The organism is Thioclava atlantica (assembly GCF_000737065.1).
Taxonomy (GTDB): domain Bacteria; phylum Pseudomonadota; class Alphaproteobacteria; order Rhodobacterales; family Rhodobacteraceae; genus Thioclava; species Thioclava atlantica.
Window position 1 is genome coordinate 84,592 of record NZ_AQRC01000005.1, and the last position, 18,501, is coordinate 103,092.

The 18,501-nt window shown below is 66.2% G+C and carries 17 protein-coding genes; 10 read left to right on the forward strand and 7 right to left on the reverse strand.

Annotated features, from left to right (window positions below; translation table 11 throughout):
- The first annotated feature begins 16 nt into the window (after positions 1-16).
- Genes DW2_RS07945 through DW2_RS07960 form a run of 4 tightly spaced genes read left to right on the forward strand, consistent with a single transcriptional unit; the run spans position 17 to position 3,913 of the window.
- Positions 17-877, forward strand: coding sequence for an ABC transporter ATP-binding protein (locus DW2_RS07945; protein ID WP_038145253.1), 861 nt, complete (start codon positions 17-19; stop codon positions 875-877).
- On the forward strand, positions 874-1,578 hold the full coding sequence (locus DW2_RS07950) for an ABC transporter ATP-binding protein (protein ID WP_038145255.1): 705 nt from the start codon (positions 874-876) through the stop codon (positions 1,576-1,578). The genes DW2_RS07945 and DW2_RS07950 overlap by 4 nt, the downstream gene beginning before the upstream one ends.
- Positions 1,579-1,580: 2 nt before the next feature.
- A complete protein-coding gene (locus DW2_RS07955) occupies positions 1,581-2,588 on the forward strand; it encodes a branched-chain amino acid ABC transporter permease (RefSeq protein WP_038145257.1) in 1,008 nt (335 codons plus the stop codon).
- Complete coding sequence (locus DW2_RS07960) at positions 2,585-3,913, forward strand: branched-chain amino acid ABC transporter permease (RefSeq protein ID WP_038145258.1); 1,329 nt, start codon at positions 2,585-2,587, stop codon at positions 3,911-3,913. Before DW2_RS07955 ends, DW2_RS07960 begins: the two co-directional genes overlap by 4 nt.
- Before the next feature lie 83 nt (positions 3,914-3,996).
- Here the strand turns inward: DW2_RS07960 and ntrX are convergent, their stop codons facing one another.
- From ntrX to dusB, 5 genes are all read right to left on the reverse strand, one after another.
- The gene (gene ntrX, locus DW2_RS07965; protein ID WP_038145259.1) at positions 3,997-5,394 is read right to left on the reverse strand and encodes a nitrogen assimilation response regulator NtrX; all 1,398 of its coding nucleotides are present in this window, start codon (positions 5,392-5,394) and stop codon (positions 3,997-3,999) included.
- Entirely contained in the window at positions 5,391-7,604 is a 2,214-nt protein-coding gene (locus tag DW2_RS07970; RefSeq protein WP_238321291.1) for a sensor histidine kinase NtrY-like, read from the reverse strand. Before DW2_RS07970 ends, ntrX begins: the two co-directional genes overlap by 4 nt.
- A gap of 137 nt (positions 7,605-7,741) precedes the next feature.
- On the reverse strand, positions 7,742-9,112 hold the full coding sequence (locus DW2_RS07975) for a sigma-54-dependent Fis family transcriptional regulator (protein ID WP_038145264.1): 1,371 nt from the start codon (positions 9,110-9,112) through the stop codon (positions 7,742-7,744).
- Positions 9,113-9,115: 3 nt separating this feature from the next.
- Entirely contained in the window at positions 9,116-10,183 is a 1,068-nt protein-coding gene (locus tag DW2_RS07980) for a two-component system sensor histidine kinase NtrB (RefSeq protein WP_038145265.1), read from the reverse strand.
- Positions 10,180-11,166 carry a tRNA dihydrouridine synthase DusB gene (dusB, locus tag DW2_RS07985; protein WP_038145266.1) on the reverse strand — a complete coding sequence of 329 codons (987 nt, stop codon included), beginning with the start codon at positions 11,164-11,166 and terminating at the stop codon, positions 10,180-10,182. Before dusB ends, DW2_RS07980 begins: the two co-directional genes overlap by 4 nt.
- Positions 11,167-11,372: 206 nt before the next feature.
- Here dusB and DW2_RS07990 point away from each other — a divergent pair, with 206 nt between their 5' ends.
- The 4 genes from DW2_RS07990 (at position 11,373) to DW2_RS08005 (ending at position 14,833) form a co-directional block, all read left to right on the forward strand.
- Positions 11,373-12,500, forward strand: a complete 1,128-nt coding sequence (locus DW2_RS07990) for a bifunctional 2-C-methyl-D-erythritol 4-phosphate cytidylyltransferase/2-C-methyl-D-erythritol 2,4-cyclodiphosphate synthase (protein ID WP_038145268.1) — start codon at positions 11,373-11,375, stop codon at positions 12,498-12,500.
- Positions 12,501-12,503: 3 nt separating this feature from the next.
- The gene (locus tag DW2_RS07995; RefSeq protein ID WP_156102918.1) at positions 12,504-13,016 is read left to right on the forward strand and encodes a phosphatidylglycerophosphatase A family protein; all 513 of its coding nucleotides are present in this window, start codon (positions 12,504-12,506) and stop codon (positions 13,014-13,016) included.
- Positions 13,013-13,486, forward strand: a complete 474-nt coding sequence (locus DW2_RS08000; RefSeq protein ID WP_038145269.1) for a CinA family protein — start codon at positions 13,013-13,015, stop codon at positions 13,484-13,486. The genes DW2_RS07995 and DW2_RS08000 overlap by 4 nt, the downstream gene beginning before the upstream one ends.
- A gap of 168 nt (positions 13,487-13,654) precedes the next feature.
- On the forward strand, positions 13,655-14,833 hold the full coding sequence (locus tag DW2_RS08005) for an ammonium transporter (RefSeq protein ID WP_038145270.1): 1,179 nt from the start codon (positions 13,655-13,657) through the stop codon (positions 14,831-14,833).
- Between the two features lie 75 nt (positions 14,834-14,908).
- Here the strand turns inward: DW2_RS08005 and DW2_RS08010 are convergent, their stop codons facing one another.
- Both DW2_RS08010 and DW2_RS08015 read right to left on the reverse strand, forming a co-directional pair.
- Positions 14,909-17,053: a calcium-binding protein gene (locus DW2_RS08010; protein WP_038145272.1), complete on the reverse strand. Its 2,145-nt coding sequence runs from the start codon at positions 17,051-17,053 to the stop codon at positions 14,909-14,911.
- A gap of 165 nt (positions 17,054-17,218) precedes the next feature.
- Positions 17,219-17,677 (reverse strand): type II toxin-antitoxin system RatA family toxin, encoded by a 459-nt coding sequence (locus DW2_RS08015; protein WP_038145273.1) that lies wholly within the window; start codon positions 17,675-17,677, stop codon positions 17,219-17,221.
- An 83-nt stretch (positions 17,678-17,760) separates the two neighbouring features.
- Between DW2_RS08015 and hpt the strand changes: the two genes are divergently transcribed.
- Both hpt and DW2_RS08025 read left to right on the forward strand, forming a co-directional pair.
- Positions 17,761-18,309, forward strand: coding sequence for a hypoxanthine phosphoribosyltransferase (hpt, locus tag DW2_RS08020; protein ID WP_038145274.1), 549 nt, complete (start codon positions 17,761-17,763; stop codon positions 18,307-18,309).
- Entirely contained in the window at positions 18,306-18,488 is a 183-nt protein-coding gene (locus tag DW2_RS08025) for a hypothetical protein (RefSeq protein WP_038145275.1), read from the forward strand. Before hpt ends, DW2_RS08025 begins: the two co-directional genes overlap by 4 nt.
- Positions 18,489-18,501: the final 13 nt, after the last annotated feature.

The following is an 18,501-nucleotide window of genomic DNA, read 5'->3' on the forward strand; positions in this document are numbered from 1 at the left end:
GAAACCAGGGGAACCCATGATCCGGGTCGAAAACCTAGTAAAATCCTTCGGCGGGTTTCGCGCCGTCGATGATGCATCGCTGGAGATCGCGACCGGTTCCATCACCGGTCTGATCGGTCCCAACGGCGCGGGAAAATCCACTCTCTTCAACGTGATCGCCGGCGTTCATGAACCGACCGCGGGCCGGGTCACGATGGATGGCGAGGACATCACCGGGCTCAAACCGCACGAGCTGTTCCACAAGGGGCTGCTGCGCACCTTCCAGATCGCGCATGAATTCCCTTCGCTCACCGTGCGCGAGAACCTGATGATGGTTCCCTCGAGCCAGGCCGGCGAGACGCTCTGGAACACCTGGTTCGGGCGCCGCCATATTCGCGAAGAGGAAGAGGCGCTTCTGAAGAAAGCCGACGAGGTGCTTGATTTCCTGACGATTTCGCATCTGCGCGACGAGAAGGCCGGCAACCTCTCGGGCGGCCAGAAGAAGCTCCTGGAGCTTGGCCGCACGATGATGGTCGAGGCGAAGATCGTCTTCCTCGACGAGGTCGGCGCAGGGGTGAACCGCACGCTTCTCAACACGATCGGCGACGCCATCGTCCGGCTCAACAAGGAGCGCGGCTACACCTTCTGCGTGATCGAGCATGACATGGATTTCATCGGCCGCCTTTGCGACCCGGTCATCGTGATGGCCGAGGGCAAGGTTCTGGCGCAGGGCTCGGCCGATCACATCATGGAAAACGAGGCGGTGATCGAGGCCTATCTCGGCACCGGCCTGAAGAACAAGGTCACCGCCGAGGAGGCGCGCGAGACCGCTGCCCACGAGGATCACGGCGCACAGCCGGGCCTTGGCGACGAAGCCGGCAAGGGAGGCGACGCATGAGCTATCTGAACGCGTCCGAGATGACCGGCGGCTATGGCAAGGCCGATATTCTCCATTCCTGCACCCTGACCGTCGAGAGAGGCCAGATCGCGGTGATCGTCGGCCCCAACGGCGCGGGCAAATCGACCGCGATGAAGGCGGTGTTCGGGATGCTGCCGCTGCGCGCGGGCCGGGTGACGCTCGATGGCGAGGACATCACCACGCTGTCGCCGCAGGATCGGGTGAAGAAGGGCATGGGCTTCGTGCCGCAGGTCAACAACGTCTTCCCCACCATGTCGGTCGAGGAAAACCTCGAGATGGGCGCCTTCATCCGCGACGACGATTTCCGCACCACGATGGAGCAGGTCTTCGATCTCTTCCCGATCCTGAAGGAAAAGCGTCGTCAGAATGCGGGCGAGCTTTCGGGCGGGCAGCGTCAGCAGGTGGCCGTGGGCCGCGCGCTTATGACCAAGCCGAAACTCCTGATGCTCGACGAGCCGACCGCGGGCGTCTCGCCCATCGTGATGGACGAGCTCTTCGACCGGATCATCGAGGTTGCCCGCACCGGCATCTCGATCCTGATGGTCGAACAGAACGCCCGCCAAGCTCTTGAGATCGCGGACAAAGGCTATGTCCTCGTGCAAGGCGCCAACAAATACACCGACACCGGACAGGCGCTCTTGGCCGACCCGGAAGTCCGCCGCACCTTCCTGGGGGGCTGAGCATGGAACTCGTCAACGCGCTCGTCGCGATCACCAATTACGTCATCATCCCCGCTACCGCCTATGGCGCGCAGCTCGCGCTCGGGGCGCTCGGGGTCACGCTGATCTACTCGATCCTGCGCTTTTCCAACTTCGCCCATGGCGACACGATGGCCTTCGGCACCGGGGTCGTGATCCTCGTCACCTGGGGCTTCCAGTCGCTGGGGATCAGCTTCGGTCCGCTGCCCACCGCGCTCCTCGCCCTGCCCTTCGGCATCCTCGCCACCGCGGCGCTGATGCTGGGCACCGACAAGGTCGTCTATCAATATTACCGCAAGGTCCGCGCGGCCCCGGTGGTGATGGTGATGGTCTCGGTCGGCGTCATGTTCGTGATGAACGCGCTCACCCGTTTCCTGATCGGCGTCGACCAGATCAATTTCGACGATGGCGCGCGCTTCGTCATCAACGCCCGGCAATGGCGCGAGATGACGGGGCTGGCCGAGCCGCTCACGCTGCGTTCGACCCAGGTCATCACCGTCGTCACCGCGATCATCACCGTGGCGATCCTGTTCTGGTTCCTCAACCGCACGCGCACCGGCAAGTCGATGCGCGCCTTTTCGGATAACGAGGATCTGGCGCTCCTGTCGGGGATCGATCCGAACAAGGTGGTCGCCGTGACCTGGATCATCACCGGGGCGCTCGCGACCATCGCAGGTACCCTTTACGGGCTCGACAAGAGCTTCAAGGCCTTCACCTACTTCCAGCTGCTGCTGCCGATCTTCGCCTCGGCCATCGTCGGCGGTATCGGCAACCCGGTGGGCGCGATCGCGGGCGGTTTCGTGATCTCCTTCTCCGAGGTCGGCCTCACCTATGCCTGGAAGAAGGTCGCGACCTATCTGATCCCGAACTGGGAGCCGGACGGGCTCGTCCAGCTTCTCTCCACCGATTACAAATATGCGGTCAGCTTCACGATCCTGATCCTCGTGCTGATCTTCAAGCCGACCGGCCTCTTCAAGGGGAAAATCGTATGAGCACTGCACGTCAACCGGGCGAGGCGAGCCGTCTGCGCGCGCCGCTTTTCTTCGCCATCATGACCGCGCTGATCGTGATCGAGGGGCTGACCTCGGGCTGGAACTCGGCGCTCGGCATCGTCAACATGGGCCTTCTGAGCGCGATCATGGCGCTCGGGGTGAACATGCAATGGGGCTATGCGGGCCTGTTCAACGCGGGCGCGATGGGCTTTCTCGCGCTTGGCGGGATCGCGCCCGTCCTGATCTCGATGCCGCCCACTCCGGGCGCCTTCGCCGCCGGGGGCTTCGCCATCATGGCCGCCTTCGCCGTCGCGATCATCGCGGTGCTCGCCGCGATCTGGCTCTATCGCAACCTCGCCGGGCGGGCGCGCGCGCTCGCGGTGGCGGGTGTGCTGATCGCGGGGTTCTTCCTCTATCGCGCGATCTTCGACCCGGCGGTGAGCGCGATCGAGGCGATCAACCCCTCGGCCGCGGGCAATCTGGGCGGGCTCGGCCTTCCGACGCTGGTGAGCTGGCCCGTGGGCGCCCTGCTCGCGGCCGGTGCGGCCTGGCTCGTGGGCAAGACCGCACTCGGGCTGCGTTCGGATTATCTCGCGATCGCGACGCTCGGGATCGCGGAAATTCTCGTCGCGGTACTCAAGAACGAGCAATGGCTCGACCGCGGCGTGCTCAACGTCAACGGCATCCCCCGGCCCTGGCCCGTGCCCTACGAGATCGACCTGCAAAACAGCGCCGAGTTCGTCGCCAAGGCGCAGGCCTGGGGGATCGACCCGCAGACCGCCTCGACGCTGACGGTGAAATTCGCCTTCCTCGCGCTCTTCGTGGTGGTGATCCTCGCGCTGATCTGGCTCACCGAAATGGCGCTCAAAAGCCCCTGGGGCCGGATGATGCGCGCGATCCGCGACAACGAGATCTCCGCCGCCGCGATGGGCAAGAACGTCACCCGCCGCCACTTGCAGATCTTCGTTCTGGGCTCTGCGGTGATCGGTCTCGCGGGCGCGATGATGATCTCGCTCGACGGGCAGATGACGCCGACCTCCTACAACCCGCTGCGCTACACCTTCCTGATCCTCGTGATGGTGATCGTGGGCGGCTCGGGCAACAACTGGGGCTCGATCCTCGGCGGCGTGCTGATCTGGTATGTCTGGGTCAAGGCGGGCGATTGGGGCCCCGATATCATGTCGGTTCTCGCAAGCCCCATCCCCGATGGCGCCTTCCACGATCACATGATCCGCTCGGCACCGCATATGCGGATGCTGGTGATGGGGGTGATCCTGCTCGCGGTGCTGCGCTTCAGCCCGCGTGGGCTGCTGCCCGAGAAATGAGAAAGGGGGGCCTTCGCCCCCCTGATCCCCGGTTTTTCCGATATCGAAGAGAAGACGCGCTCCGGTCCGGGGCGCGTTTTTCTTTACTCGTCGCCCTCCACATGGGCCACGCGCGCGCCGGCCTTGTTCGTGGTCACCACGCCGAGCGATTTGAGCTTGCGGTGCAGCGCCGAGCGCTCCATCCCGACGAAATTCGCCGTGCGCGAGATATTGCCCCCGAAGCGGTTGATCTGTGTCAGCAGATATTCCCGTTCGAAAAGCTCGCGCGCCTCGCGCAGCGGCAGCGTCGCGAGCGCCCCGCCGAGGACGATGCGCCCTTCGTCGGCAGGCGCTTCCTGACCGGGCAATTCGCGTGCCTCGATCGTGCCGGTGCCTTCGCCGAGAATGAGGACGCGTTCGATCACGTTGCGCAGCTGGCGGATATTGCCGGGCCAGTCCATCGTCTGCATCAGCGCCGCGGCCTCTTCCGAGATGTCGCGCAGCGGAAGGCCCTGGGTCTCGTTGAAACCGCGCAGGAAATGGGCCGCGAGCAGCGGCACGTCCTCGCGGCGCTCCGACAGCGGCGGGACCTCGATCGGGACGACGTTGAGCCGGTCGAACAGCTCCTGGCGGAAGGCGCCGGAACGGATCATCGCGATCAGGTCGCGCGTGGTCGATGAGATCACCCGCAGATCGACGCGCACCTTGTCAGCCCCGCCCACGCGCAGGAATTGCTGCTCGGTGAGCACGCGCAGGATCTTCGATTGCGTGCCGAGCGGCATCTCGGCGACCTCGTCGAAATAGATCACCCCGCCATGGGCCTGTTCGAGCAACCCCTTCTCGACGCCGCGCTCGGGCGTCTCGCGGCCGAACAGGACCTCTTCCATCCGGTCGGGCTCGATCGAGGCGGAGTTCACGGTGACGAAGGGGCCCGCCGCGCGGGTCGAGAACTGATGGATATAGCGCGCGGCCATCTCCTTGCCCGACCCCGGCTCGCCCGACAGCATCACCCGGCCGTTGGATTTCGTCACCTTGTCGAGCTGGTCCTTCAGCCGACGGAAGGCCGCCGAGTCGCCGATCATGTCGCCCGAGGACATGTCGCGGCGCCTGAGCGTCGAGTTCTCGCGCCGCAGCCTTGCGGTCTCCATCGCGCGGGAGATCACCACCATCAACTGGTCGATATTGAAGGGCTTCTCGATGAAGTCATAGGCGCCCTGCTTGATCGCTGCGACCGCGATCTCGATATTGCCGTGGCCCGAGATGATGATCACCGGCACGTCGGGATTGTCGCGCTTGACCGTCTTGAGGATGTCGATCCCGTCCATCTTGCTGTCCTTCAGCCAGATATCGAGGATCATCAGCGCCGGTTCCTGGGCGTTGATCTCGTCCATGCATTCGTTGGAATTCGCCGCGAGCCGGGTCTGGAAGCCCTCGTCGCGCAGGATATCCGCGATCAGCTCTCGAATGTCTTTCTCGTCATCGACGATCAGAATATCGCTCATGTCGTCTCCCCGGGGGTTTCTCCCCTCTCCTTGATGGCCCGCAGCGCGGCACGCGCGCGCGGCAGTCTGATTTCGGCGAGCGCCCCGCGATGGGCCCCCTCCGCGAAAGCGGGCGCGTCGGTCAGACTGAGCGTCCCGCCATGTTCCTCGATGATCTTCTTGACGATGGGAAGCCCCAGCCCGGTGCCTTTCTCGCGCGTCGTAACGTAAGGCTCGAACAGGCGCGAGCGGTCCGGCGGCAGGCCGATCCCGTTATCGGCGATCCGGATCGTCACCTGATCGGGGGCGACCTCCATGCTCAGGCGCACCTCCGGCTGATATCCCTCTTCCGCAACTTTTTCGACATAGGATTCAATCGCTTCTCCGGCGTTCTTGATGAGGTTCGTCACCGCCTGCGAGATCATCGTCGCATCGAGTTCGACGATCACCGGCGCATTGGGCACATCCGCGACAAGCCGCGCCCCGTTGAGCGCGTCCTGCTGGAGGGTCGCGGCGTCGCGCACGAGTGCTGCGAGATCGTGATCGGCGCGGTCGGGCTCGGGCATGCGGGCGAAGCGCGAGAATTCGTCGACGATGCGCCGCAGGTCGTTGGTCTGGCGCACGATCACGCCGGTCAGCTGGGTGAGCGCCTCGGCATCCTCGCCCTCGAGGGCCCGGCCGAACTTGCGCTTGATCCGCTCGGCCGAAAGCTGGATCGGCGTGAGCGGGTTCTTGATCTCATGCGCGATGCGGCGCGCGACATCGCCCCAGGCCGCCATCCGCTGCGCCGAGACCAGTTCGGTCACGTCCTCGAAGGCGACCACATAGCCCTCGGGCGCACCCAGATCGTTGCGCCGTACCGCCATGCGCACCAGAAGGCTTTCGAGACGCCCGCCCCGCGAGAGACGGATTTCCTCCTGAACCACTTCGTGAAGTCCGTCCTGCAAGCGGCGGTAAAGTCCCGAGAATTCCGGAACGACGCTCGCGACGGGCTGCGCGTGGTCGTGTGCCTGATCGAGTTTGAGAAGCTGCATCGCAGCGCGGTTCATGAAGTCGATCCGGCCGTCCGCGTCGAGCCCGACCACGCCCGACGTCACCGAGGAGAGAACGGAGTCGAACAGCCGTCGGCGCTCTTCGGTCTCGCGGTGGTTCTCGACCAGCGCCATGCGCTGGCCCTTGAGCTGGCTGGTCATCCGGTTGAAGGCGGCGCCGAGCGTCGCGATCTCGTCATCGCCCTCCGCCTCGATCACCCTCGCGTCGAGATCGCCCGCGCCGACCCGTTCGGCGGCCGCCGCGAGCCGCCCGATCGGGCGCGAGAGGCGTTCGGCAAACCACAGCCCCATCCACACCGCTGCGAGGATCAGGATCAGCGCGAAGCCGAAATAGACCAGGCCGAACTCGAAGATCACCCGCCCGCGCGCGGTCTCGAGTTGCTGATACAGCGTCACCGTCTCGCGCGTCTTGTCGAGGAGCGACAGGATCTGCCCGTCGACCTTGCGCGAGATATAGACATAGCGGTCCACGAAGGAATCGAGCCGCATCAGCGCGCGCAGCTCCGAATTCGGCCAGTCCTCGATCAGCACCGTCTCGCCCTTCTGGGCCTCGACGATGTCCTTGGGCGAGGGCTCCTCGTAATCGAAGAGGTAGGATCTCTCGCCCCGCGCGACGATCTTGCCCGTCCCGTCGATCACATAGGCCTCTTTCACCCCGCGCTGGATGCCGGCCTGCCCGGTCACGAGCAATTGGCGCAGCTCGCCCTCGGACATGAAGGTCGAGGCCTGTCGGCGCAGGTTGAGATAGCCCGCGAGCGCGCGCACGTCCTGCACAAGATCGCGCTTGTGTTCGCTCTGATAGGCCTCGGCCGCCTGCAGCGAGGTGCCCACCACCGAGCGCACGCGATCCGAGAACCAGCCCTCGAGGCCAATATTCACCGTGAGCCCCGCGAAGATCGCGACGAGGATCGTGGGAACCAGCGCGATCCCTGCGAAGACCCCGGTGAGGCGCAAGGTGAGGCGCGAGCCCGCGGATCGCGCGCGGCGCGCCGCGACCATCTGCACGAGGCGCATCAGGATCAGCCCGGCAAGCAGCAGGAAATAGACGAAATCGCCCAGCAGGATCAGGCGCAGCGAGGCGCTGTCGGCACCCTGTCCGAGCGGGCCGAGAATGACGAATGTGCCGATCGCAAGCGCGGGCCCCAGCAGGACCAGCCCGAGCGTGAAGAGGTTGCGCACCCGCTTCTGGCGCCTGAACCGCGCGAGCCTGTCCCAGCCTGATCTATATGCCGTGCCGCCCTGCACCGATGCCCCCTGTCAGAGGACCCGGCGGCGATTCCGTCTGGGCGGAAAAGCCACAGGGTCCTGTTGCGGGTTTACATCAGTTTGCGACGACGTGTCACCTGAATATCCAGATCCGTGATCTTTTTTCGCAACGTATTGCGGTTGATGCCGAGCAGATCGGCACATCTGGCCTGATTGCCGCCCGTCGCGTCGAGCGCGATTTCGATCAGCGGCGCCTCCATCTCCTTGAGGATGCGGTCATAAAGACCCGGCGGGGGCAGCGATCCGCCATGCAGATCGAAATACCGCCGCAGATGGCGCGCGATCGAGGCCGAGAGCTTCTCGCCCTCGCCCCCCTGGCGCAGCGGCTCGATCGCGGGCTGGTTGCCGAGCACGAATTCCACTTCCGCGCGGGTGATCTCTTCCTCGGGCGAGGTCACCACCAGACGCCGGATCGTGTTCTCGAGCTGGCGGACATTGCCCGGCCAGGAATAGGCCCGCACCAGCTGCATCGCCTCGGGCGTGAAACGGCGCAGTCCCAGCCCGTCGCGCTCGGCGCGGGCAAGGAAATGCTCGGCCAGTAGCGGGATATCCTCGACCCGTTCGCGCAAGGACGGCACGTTCAGCGTCACGCCGCCGAGCCGGTAGAACAGGTCCTGCCGGAAGCTGCCCGATTCCATCAGCCCCGCGAGGTCGATCTGCGTCGTGGCCATGATCCGCGGCGCGGGATCGGGCAGCGCGTCGAGCATCCGCACGATCCGCGCCTGCGTCTCCTCGTCGTAATCGCCGACCTCGTCGAAGACCAGCGAGCCGCCCTTGGCTTTCGACAAAAGGGCCGCCGGCCCGTCCGCGCCCTGCAGATCGCCCGCCTGCGCAACCACGAACGGAAGCGTGCGGCGGTCGGAGAAATCATGGATCGCCTTGGCGATGAGCGATTTCCCGGTGCCGCTCTCGCCGGCGATCAGGACCGGGAGATCCGCGTTCATCACCCGCGCGACGAGACGGTAGAGCTCCTGCATCGCCGCGGTGCGTCCCACCAAAGGCAGATCGCCGCCCTCCGGCGCCGGCTCGCCCGACTTCGCCGCGACCGGCGCGCGCCGCTTCTGCTCGAGCGCCTTCTGGGCGCGCTTCATCAGGTCGGGCAGATCGAAGGGCTTGGGCAGGTAGTCATAGGCATCCGCCTCGGCCGCCTGGATCGCGGTCATGATCGTGTTCTGCGCCGAGATCACGATCACCGGCAGGCCGGGGCGTTCCTCGGCAATCCGCGGCAGGGCTTCGAGCCCGTTCCCGTCGGGCATCATCACATCCGAGATCACCAGGTCGCCCTTGCCCTCCTCGACCCACCGCATCAGCGTCACGAGCGAGGCGGTGGCATGAACCTTGCACCCCGCCCGCGTCAGCGCCTGGGTGAGAACGGTGCGGATCGTGCGATCGTCATCGGCGACAAGAACGGTGCCGTCCATGGCTCAACTCTCCTTCGGGGCAACTGGCAGGGAAATACGGAAACGGGTGCGACCGGGGACCGAGTCGAGCGTGATCCAGCCATCATGATCGGAAATGATCTTGGAGACGAGCGCGAGACCGAGCCCGGTGCCGTTCTCGCGCCCCGACACGAAGGGCTCGAAGATCTCGTTCGCGATCTCGCCGGGGATGCCGGGACCGTCGTCGATGATCTCGACCTGAAGCGGCAGGGATTGGCCCGACCCGTCGGGGCGGCGCAGGCGCAGGCTGTGTTCGTAGAAGGTGCGGATCTTGATTTTTCCTGCCCCGTCCGCGGCTTCCGCGGCGTTCTTGAGAAGGTTCAGGAAGACCTGGGTGAGCTGATCGGCATCGCCGAGCGTTGCGGGCAGCGAGGGGTCGTAATCCTCCTCGATCAGCATATGCGCACCGAACCCCACCATCGCGGATTTGCGCGCGCGGTCGAGCACGTCATGAATGTTCACCGGCTTCTTCTCCGGCGGGCGGACATTCCCGAACTGCTCGACCTGTTCGAGAAGCTTCACCACGCGGCGGGTCTCGTCGACGATCAGATCCGTCAATTCAAGGTCTTCGCCCGTGAGGTTCATGCTCAGGAGCTGCGCCGCGCCCGCGATTCCGGCGAGCGGGTTCTTGATCTCATGGGCCAGCATCTCGGCCATGCCGATCGCCGAGCGCGCGGCGGATTTCACCAGGCTCGCCCGCCCCAGCCGGTCCGCCAGTTCGCGCGGTTCGATCAGGAGCAGGATCCGGTGCGGGTCCTCGCCCACCGGCGCGGCCTGCAGGTTGCACTGCACCGGGGCCTTCTCGCCCGTCGTGACCTCGACATCGTTGACGAAAAGCGAGGACCGGTTTTCGCGCACGCGCCGGAAGATCTCCTCGAGCGGGGCGGAAATCGCGAGCCGTTCGCCGATCGGCTGGTGCCGGAGCGATTTGGCCGAGAGGTTGAGGAAGGCTTCGGCGGCCGGGTTCACCTCGTCGACGCGGTCCTCGCCATCGATCAGCAGCGCGGGCGTGGGCAGCGAGTTCCAGATGATGCCGGGGGCGGGCAGGTTCATGCAGCCATCCTTTCGCCGAAGGCGCGCGCGATCAAAGCGAGCGTCGCCTCGGGCGTCTCGCTCACCAGCATCTCCGCCCGCAACGGCGCGCGCGCCTCATCGGCGTACCAACCCAGATGCTTGCGCGCGAGCCGCAGCCCCAGATTCCGACCGTAGAAACTCAAGATCGCCTCGTAATGCTCGGAAACGAAATCGCAAAGCGCGTCACCGCGCGGGAGGATCGGCGCCGGGGCGTCATAGAGTTCCTGCGCGATCCGGGCGAGCCGCCAGGGCGCGCCTTGCGCCCCGCGCCCGACCATCACGCCGGCCGCCCCCGAGCGCGCAAGCGCCTCGCGCGCGCTGGACGGGTCCACGATATCGCCATTCGCGATCACCGGGATCTTCACTGCGGCGCGGGTCTCGGCGATCGCGTCCCAATCCGCGCAGCCCTTGTAGAACTGCATCCGGGTGCGCCCGTGCACGACGATCATCCGGATCCCGGCCGCTTCGGCGCGGCGCGCGATCTCGGGCGCGTTGCGGCTGTCATCATCCCAGCCGAGCCGCATCTTCAGCGTTACCGGCAGATCGACCGCACCCACGGTCGCCTCGATCAGACGCAGCGCGTGATCGGGATCGCGCATCAGCGCCGAGCCCGAGGCACCGCCCGTCACCTTCTTCGCAGGGCAGCCCATATTGATGTCGATGATCCGCGCGCCCATGTCGGCCACCATCTTCGCGGCTTCCGCCATCGCCTGCGCCTCGCGCCCCGCGAGTTGCACGGATGTCGGCAGATCGAGCCCCATCTCGACACGGGCCTTCGCCCGCACCGAGGGTTTCGCGGTCAGCATCTCGCCGCTCGCGACCATTTCGGACACGACAAGCCCCGCCCCGAACCGCGCGACCATCCGCCGGAAGGGCAGATCGGTAATTCCGGCCATCGGCGCCAGAAAAACCGGCGGCGAAAGGGCGATATCGTCGAGTGTCAAAACCTGCGGCACGGTCATTCCTGAAGCTCTTTGCATCATGGCTACGCTTTTGACCGAAGAATCACAATTACGTCCAGTGCCTGAGGGCGGGAAAAATCAGCATTTGCCTATTTTTTCATCGCCGCCCCGTGTGACCGGCGCGTTCCGGAGCGGATCACGCGGCGCCGGAGGTGATTGCGTGCGCCTGCCCCATGGCCTAAGCCTGAGGCGCAAACGGAGCGAGCATGAGTACAGCCGTCATCATCGTGGCCGCCGGGCGCGGCACCCGCGCGGGAGGCGCGGAGCCCAAGCAATGGCAGCCCCTCGCCGGCCGTCCGGTGCTGGCCCATACGATCGACGCCTTCGCCGGCATCGGGAGGGTCGTGCTCGTGCTGCATCCCGAGGATATGGCGCGCGGCGCGGCGCTTTTCGGCGGCCAGGTCACGCTTTGTGCCGGGGGAGAGGACCGGTCCGCCTCGGTGCGCAACGCGCTCGAATTGCTGGCGGGCTCGGGCGTCACCAGGGTTCTGATCCACGATGGCGCGCGTCCGCTCGTGAGCCGCGCGGTGATCGACGGTGTGCTGAGGGCGCTCGAGACCGGCCCCGCCGCCGCGCCCGCCTTGCCCGTCTCGGATGCGCTCTGGACCGGTGCCGATGGCGCGGTCAGCGGCATGCGCGACCGCGCCGGCTTGTGGCGCGCCCAGACCCCGCAGGGCTTCGATTTCGAGGCGATCCTCGCAGCGCATCGTGCCCATCCGGACGGGGCGGCCGATGATGTCGAAGTTGCGCGCGCCGCGGGCCTGTCAGTCGCGATCACGCAAGGCACCGAGGACAATCTCAAGATCACCTACCCGGAGGATTTTCTCCGGGCCGAACGACTGTTGAGGACGACGATGGATATCCGAGTTGGGCATGGCTATGACGTGCACGCTTTCGAGCCGGGCGATCATGTGATCCTGTGCGGGGTGAAGGTGCCGCATTCGGCGCGGCTCAAGGGCCATTCGGACGCGGATGTGGGCATGCATGCGCTGACCGATGCGATCTATGGTGCGCTGGCCGAGGGCGATATCGGCCGCCATTTCCCGCCCTCCGACCCGCAATGGAAGGGCGCGGCCTCCGAGATCTTCCTCGATCATGCGGTGAAACTCGCCGAGGCGCGCGGTTTCCGGATCTCGAATTGCGATGTCACCCTGATCTGCGAGCGGCCGAAGATCGGCCCGCATGCGCTTGAAATGGCGCAGGAACTCGCGCGGATCATGGGGCTCGATCCGGCGCGGATCTCAGTCAAGGCCACCACCTCCGAGCGGCTCGGTTTCACCGGGCGCGAGGAAGGGATCGCCGCCATCGCCACCGCCACACTGATCGCGGAGTAAGCCATGCTGAAACTCATCAACACTGTCTTCTATGTCGGGCTTCTGCGCCCCGCGCCGGGCACCTGGGGCTCGCTCGTCGCGGTGCTGATCGGCTGGGCGATCGAGCACTACCTCGGGTTCCTGGCGCTCCTCGTCGCGACGATCGCGGCGAGCGCGCTCGGGTTCTGGTCGGTCGGCGAGGCGCTGCGCGACCGCCCCGGCGAGGATCCGTCCGAGATCGTGATCGACGAGGTCGCGGGCCAGTGGCTCGCCCTGCTCTTCCCCGCCTTCGGCTTCTGGTCGCGCGGATTGTCCATGGGGGTCGACCTGCACATGGTCTGGCCCGGCCCGGTCGCCGCCTTCTTCCTGTTCCGCCTGTTCGACATCTGGAAGCCGTGGCTGGTGGGCCGCGCGGATCGCCGCCATGACGCGAAGGGCGTGATGCTCGACGATCTCTGGGCGGGGCTGTTTGCGGGCATCGTCTCGATCCTGCTGGCCGGGCTCTATCACGGCATCGTCCTGGGGCTGATGAAATGAGCCTGGCCGCCGAGGTGCTCGACGCCTGCAAGGCGCGCGGGCTGATGCTCGCGACCGCTGAGAGCTGCACCGGCGGCATGGTGGCGGCGGCGCTGACCGATATTCCCGGCTCCTCGGCAGTGGTGGAGCGCGGCTTCGTCACCTACACCAACCGCGCGAAGGAAGAGATGCTGGGGGTGCGCGCGCTCACGCTCGAAGAGCATGGCGCGGTCTCCGAGGAGGTGGCACGCGAGATGGCCGAAGGGGCGCTCAGCCGTTCCGCGGCCGACCTGAGCATCGCGATCACCGGCATCGCGGGGCCCGGCGGCTCCGAGTTCAAGCCCGAGGGCCGCGTCTGTTTCGCCCGCGCGATGACCGGGCGCGAGACCCGGGTCGAGACCGTCGAATTCGGCGCCCTGGGGCGCGCAAATGTCCGCGCCGCGGCCCGCGATCACGCGCTTGAACTGCTGCTCGACGCCGCCCGGGCGTGATTCCAAACAGCGCAAAGAACGTGCAAAGGCGCTCCTGCGCGGCTATTTATTGTGCATTCCCCAAATTGCCGCCGTTTTAATCGCCGCCATAGGCATATGCCCCTTTCTTGAGCGCCGCCGATATGTCCCTTGCCCCTCGATAGGGAAAATCCGAGGAGGAGTTGAGGGATGAACGGGGCTGATACCGCCTGGATCATGACGGCCACGGCGCTCGTCTTGCTGATGACGCTGCCGGGGCTGGCGCTGTTCTATGGCGGGCTGGTGCGGGCACGCAACGTGCTGTCGATCTTCATGCAATGTTTCTCGATCGCGGCGCTGTTGAGCGTGCTCTGGCTGCTCTTCGGCTATTCGATCGCCTTTGGCGAGGCGAACGGGATCTGGGGCGGCCTGGGCAAGTTCGGCCTGATCGGGATCGGATCCGAGAGCCTGTCGGGCACCATCCCCGAGGTCGTGTTCTTCGCCTTCCAGATGACCTTCGCGATCATCACGCCCGCGCTGATCGTCGGCGCCTTCGTCGAGCGCATCAACTACGCCTTCGTGATGACCTTCACCGGGCTATGGATGCTGCTGATCTACGCGCCGGTCACGCATTGGATCTGGGGCGGCGGCATCATGTCCGATGGCGGGATCTGGGGCGCGGTCGGCACCAGGGATTTCGCGGGCGGGATCGTGGTGCATGAAACCGCCGGTCTGGCCGCCCTCGTGCTCGCGCTGATGATCGGCCCGCGCGAGAGGCGCACCACGCCGCCGCACAATCCCGGAATGGTCGCGATGGGCGCGGGCCTGCTCTGGGTCGGCTGGTTCGGCTTCAACGGCGGCTCCGCGCTCGCCGCAGACGGGGCGGCCGGCATGGCGATCACCGTCACCCATATCTCCGCCGCCGCCGCCTCGCTGAGCTGGGCGCTGTGGGAACGCGTCAAGTTCGGCCGCGCCTCGATGGTGGGTCTCGTGACCGGCACGATCGCGGGGCTGGCCTCGATCACCCCGGCTTCGGGCTTCGTCGGCCCGATCGAGGCGCTGATCATCGGTTTCGCCGCCGGGATCCTCTGCCAGGAAGCGGTGATCCTGATCCGCGAGAAGATCCGGATCGACGACTCGCTCGACGTCTTCGCGGTGCATGGCGTGGGCGGGATCTTCGGCACGATCATGATCGCGGTCTTCGGCCATGGCAGCTGGCTCGCGCAGCTCGGCGCGCTGGCGGTGGTGGGCGTCTTCACCGTGGCCGGCAGCTGGATCCTCGCCAAGCTCGTCGCGCTGGTCTTCCCGATCCGCGTGAGCCGCGAGGACGAGACGACCGGGCTCGATCTCGCCACTCATGGCGAGCGTGCCTATGACGTGAACTCCTGAGCGTATCCCGATGCGTTCAAACGGAAAGGCCGCCCCGAGGGGCGGCCTTTCTTTCATCGGAACCAGCGCACCGCCTCAGGGCGCAGTGGGTGCGGTCAACTGGCCGAGGCTCGTCCCCGCAAGCCCTGCAAAGCGCGCCACCACGGTCCCGTCGGCCGAGAGCAGAAGATCTCCGCCCTCGTCGGCGACGCTGAAATGCGCGCTCGCTCCGGCGGTCAGGTCCAGGCTGTCCTCGCCGATATGGAAATCATGCACCGTGGTCACGCCGGAGCCGCCGGTCACGTCGAGCTCGAGCGTGTCATGCGCGGTGCCACCGGTCGGATCGAGCGTCACGTCGTTGCCCAGCACCGTCGAGATCGTATCGGCATCCGCGCCGCCCTCGAGGCTGTTGCCCGCGCCGGTCGCGACCAGCACGTCGTGGCCCGCACCGCCCGAAAGCGTATCGCCCCCCGCGGGATCGTCCGCGACAAGCGTGTCATGGCCGGCCCCGCCAAGGAGGTGATCCGTCCCGCTCGCCCCGACATAGAGGTGGTCGTCCCCCTCGCCGCCCTCGAGCGTGTCATCGCCTGCATTGGCGTGGAGCGCGTCATTGCCCGCACCGCCCTGAAGCAGATCGTCTCCCGGCCCGCCCCAGAGCGTGTCATCGCCTGCCGCCCCCTGCAGCGTATCCGCGCCGCCGTGACCGAGCAGCACGTCATTCCCCATCCGCCCGGAGAGCAAATCCGCCTGCGGCCCGCCCGCGAGATGGAGGGAAACGCTGGCGGGATCGAGCATGTTCTCGACCGTCAGCCCCTGCCCGGCGAGCCCGTTGAAGAGCGCGACATCGGTGCCGCCATAGCTCATCATCAGATCGCCGCCCTGTTCGGTCAGGCTGACATCATGCGGGCTCACGCCCTCGGGCAGCTCGACCCGGTCGAGGCCGGGCGCGAAATCGGTGACGGTTTCGGTCTCGCCCTGGTGATCGGCATTCGGCGCGAAGGGCACGATCACATCCTCGCCCCCTCCGGTGGTGACGGTGTCATGCGCCCCGGTGACGAAGAGGTCATTGCCCGCCCCGCCATCGAGATGGTTGTCATTGCCATTGCCGAAAAGCGTGTCGTCGCCCTCGCCGCCATGCAGCTCGCCCGCGGTGCCGAAGGCGCCCATCACATCGTCGCCCTTGCCGCCCAGAAGCGTCTCGGCATCGCCATAGGCCGCGAGCGTGTCGTCGCCATTGCCGCCCGCGAGCTGGGCGTCGGCCTCGTGGGTCGAGAGATTCACCTGCCCGGGCGCGCCGGGATAGATCTGCCCGATATCCGTTCCCGCAAGCCCCGTCAGCCGCGCCACCGGCTGACCATGTGCCATCACCAGAAGGTCGTGCCCGTCATCCTGCGCGCTGATTTCACCATCCGAGACATGTTCGAATTTCAGCGTGTCGAGCCCGGGTTCGAAATGATCGACCGTCATCACCGATCCGTCCGGGATCACCAGAAGCGAATCTCCCGCCCCGTCGCCGGAGAGGCTGCTATCCGCGCCCTGCCCCAGATCGACATGGGCCATCGCGAAACTGTGGATCGAATCCGCCCCGGTGCCACCGTCGATGAACGTCTCCTGCGTCGGATCGTCCGCGACCTGAACCCCGCCGCCAGCGAGGCCGTTCGGGCCTGCCGGGCCGAAATAGATCGTGTCGTTCCCTTCGCCGCCAAGCGCGGTATTGCCGTCGGAATGGCCGAGATTGAGCCAGTCATTCCCGAGCCCGCCATCGAGCGTGTTGCCCGCGCTGTCATTGCCGAAGAGGCTGTCCTGACCCGCGCCGCCCTCGAGCAGGTCACCGCCGCCCGGGCCCACGCGCAGCACGTCATTTCCGGCCTCGCCCTGAAGCGTGTCGTGCCCCTGCCCGCCATCGAGCGTATCGTTGCCTTCGCCGCCATGCAGCTGGTCGTTGCCCGGCCCGCCATAGAGCAGATCCGCCCCGGTGCCGCCCAGCAGGACATCGTCCCCGGCATAGCCCGCGAGCGTATCGTCGCCCCCCAGACCGTCGAGCGTATTGCTGTGCCAGTCGCCGTCGAGCAGATCGCCCGTCGCGTTACCGCCGGTCAGCGTGTCATGGGTCTGCGACGGGTCCTGGCCGTCCGTGCCGTCCCCGTTGCCGTCGTGTTGGTCACTGTGATGGCTGTTCCCGACCATGCCGATCGCGAATGCCGCGGGCAACAAGCCCAGCAAAAGCATCATTCCGAACATCTGAAATCCCCAATCGGCCCGGCAGCCGGGCCCACCCGCGATAAGTTGACACGCAGGTAAGATCCGGGGTCAACGCGGTCGTCGGGGAATTCGAACGGCGCGTCCCTCACGATCCGGTGATCGTTTCAGAATGAGAAGAAAACGCGGCCTATCTTTGCGAATTGGTTAGGTTTTCGGGCCGTAGAGTTCCTCGGCGCGTTTCTCGAAAGCCCGCACGATCCGTTGCATCGCCTCGTTGAAGACGACCCCGATCACGCCCTGGAGGATCGCGTTCTTGAACTCGAAATCGACATGGAAATCGACGTCGCATCCGCCCTCGGGCCGGTCGGTCATGCGCCAGTGGCTGTGCATGTATTTGAACGGCCCGTCGAGATATTCGGTCTCGATGTGATGGTCGTCGGGATGCAGCACCACGCGCGAGCCGAACTTCTCGCGAAACACCTTGAACGAGATCACCAGGTCCGCAAGCATCACCTCGCCGCCATCGGGCTGCGGCGTGCGCGAGCGGATCCGCGCCGCCGAGTTCCAGGGCAGGAATTCCGGGTAGCGGGCGACATCGGCCACCAGATCGTAGATCTGCTGCGCGCTGTAGGGCATCACCCGGTTCTCGTGATGTTGAGGCATGGCTCCCCCGTTTTCTTGAGCGCCTTGATGCGATAAAGCTAAGGCCGAGCGCAACCCCCGCAACCCGTCCGAGGTCAGACATCATGACGCAGCGCCCCTATGTGATCGACCAGATGATCTCGGCCAAGCAGATCGCGGCGCGGGTCGAACAGCTCGCAGGCGAGATCACCCGCACCTTCGGCGCGACCGACCAGCTCGTCGTGGTGGGGCTGTTGCGCGGGTCGTTCGTCTTCATCGCCGATCTGGTGCGCGAGATCGACCTGCCCGTCGAGGTCGATTTCCTCGAGGCCTCCTCCTATGGCGACAGCACGGAAAGCTCTCGCGAGGTGCGCATCCTCAAGGATTTGCGCGCGGGCATCCAGGGGCGCGACGTGCTGGTGGTCGAGGATATCGTCGATACCGGCTTCACGCTGCGCCATGTGATGGGCCTGCTCGGCGCGCGTAAGCCGCGCCGGCTCGAAAGCTGCGCGCTGCTCGACAAGCCGTCGCGGCGCGAGGTCGATATCCGCGCGAGCTGGACCGGTTTCGAGATCCCCGACGAATTCGTCGTGGGCTACGGGATCGACTACGCGCAGCGCAACCGCAACCTGCCCTATATCGGCAAGGTGCGCTTTCTCGAGGCGGGCCAGTGAACCTCACCTGGCTGATGCGGATGGCGAAATGGGCGCGCCGGCCGCCCTCGATGCTGCATGTGAAGATCGCCGCTGTCGCGATCGCCGCCGTAATCGCGATCGTGGTGGCGGAGAAGCTGGGGCTCTGGCCGGACTGGGCGCGGGTCAATCCGCGCGGCCTGCGCCACTGGCGGCCCTGAGCGGGCCGCCATC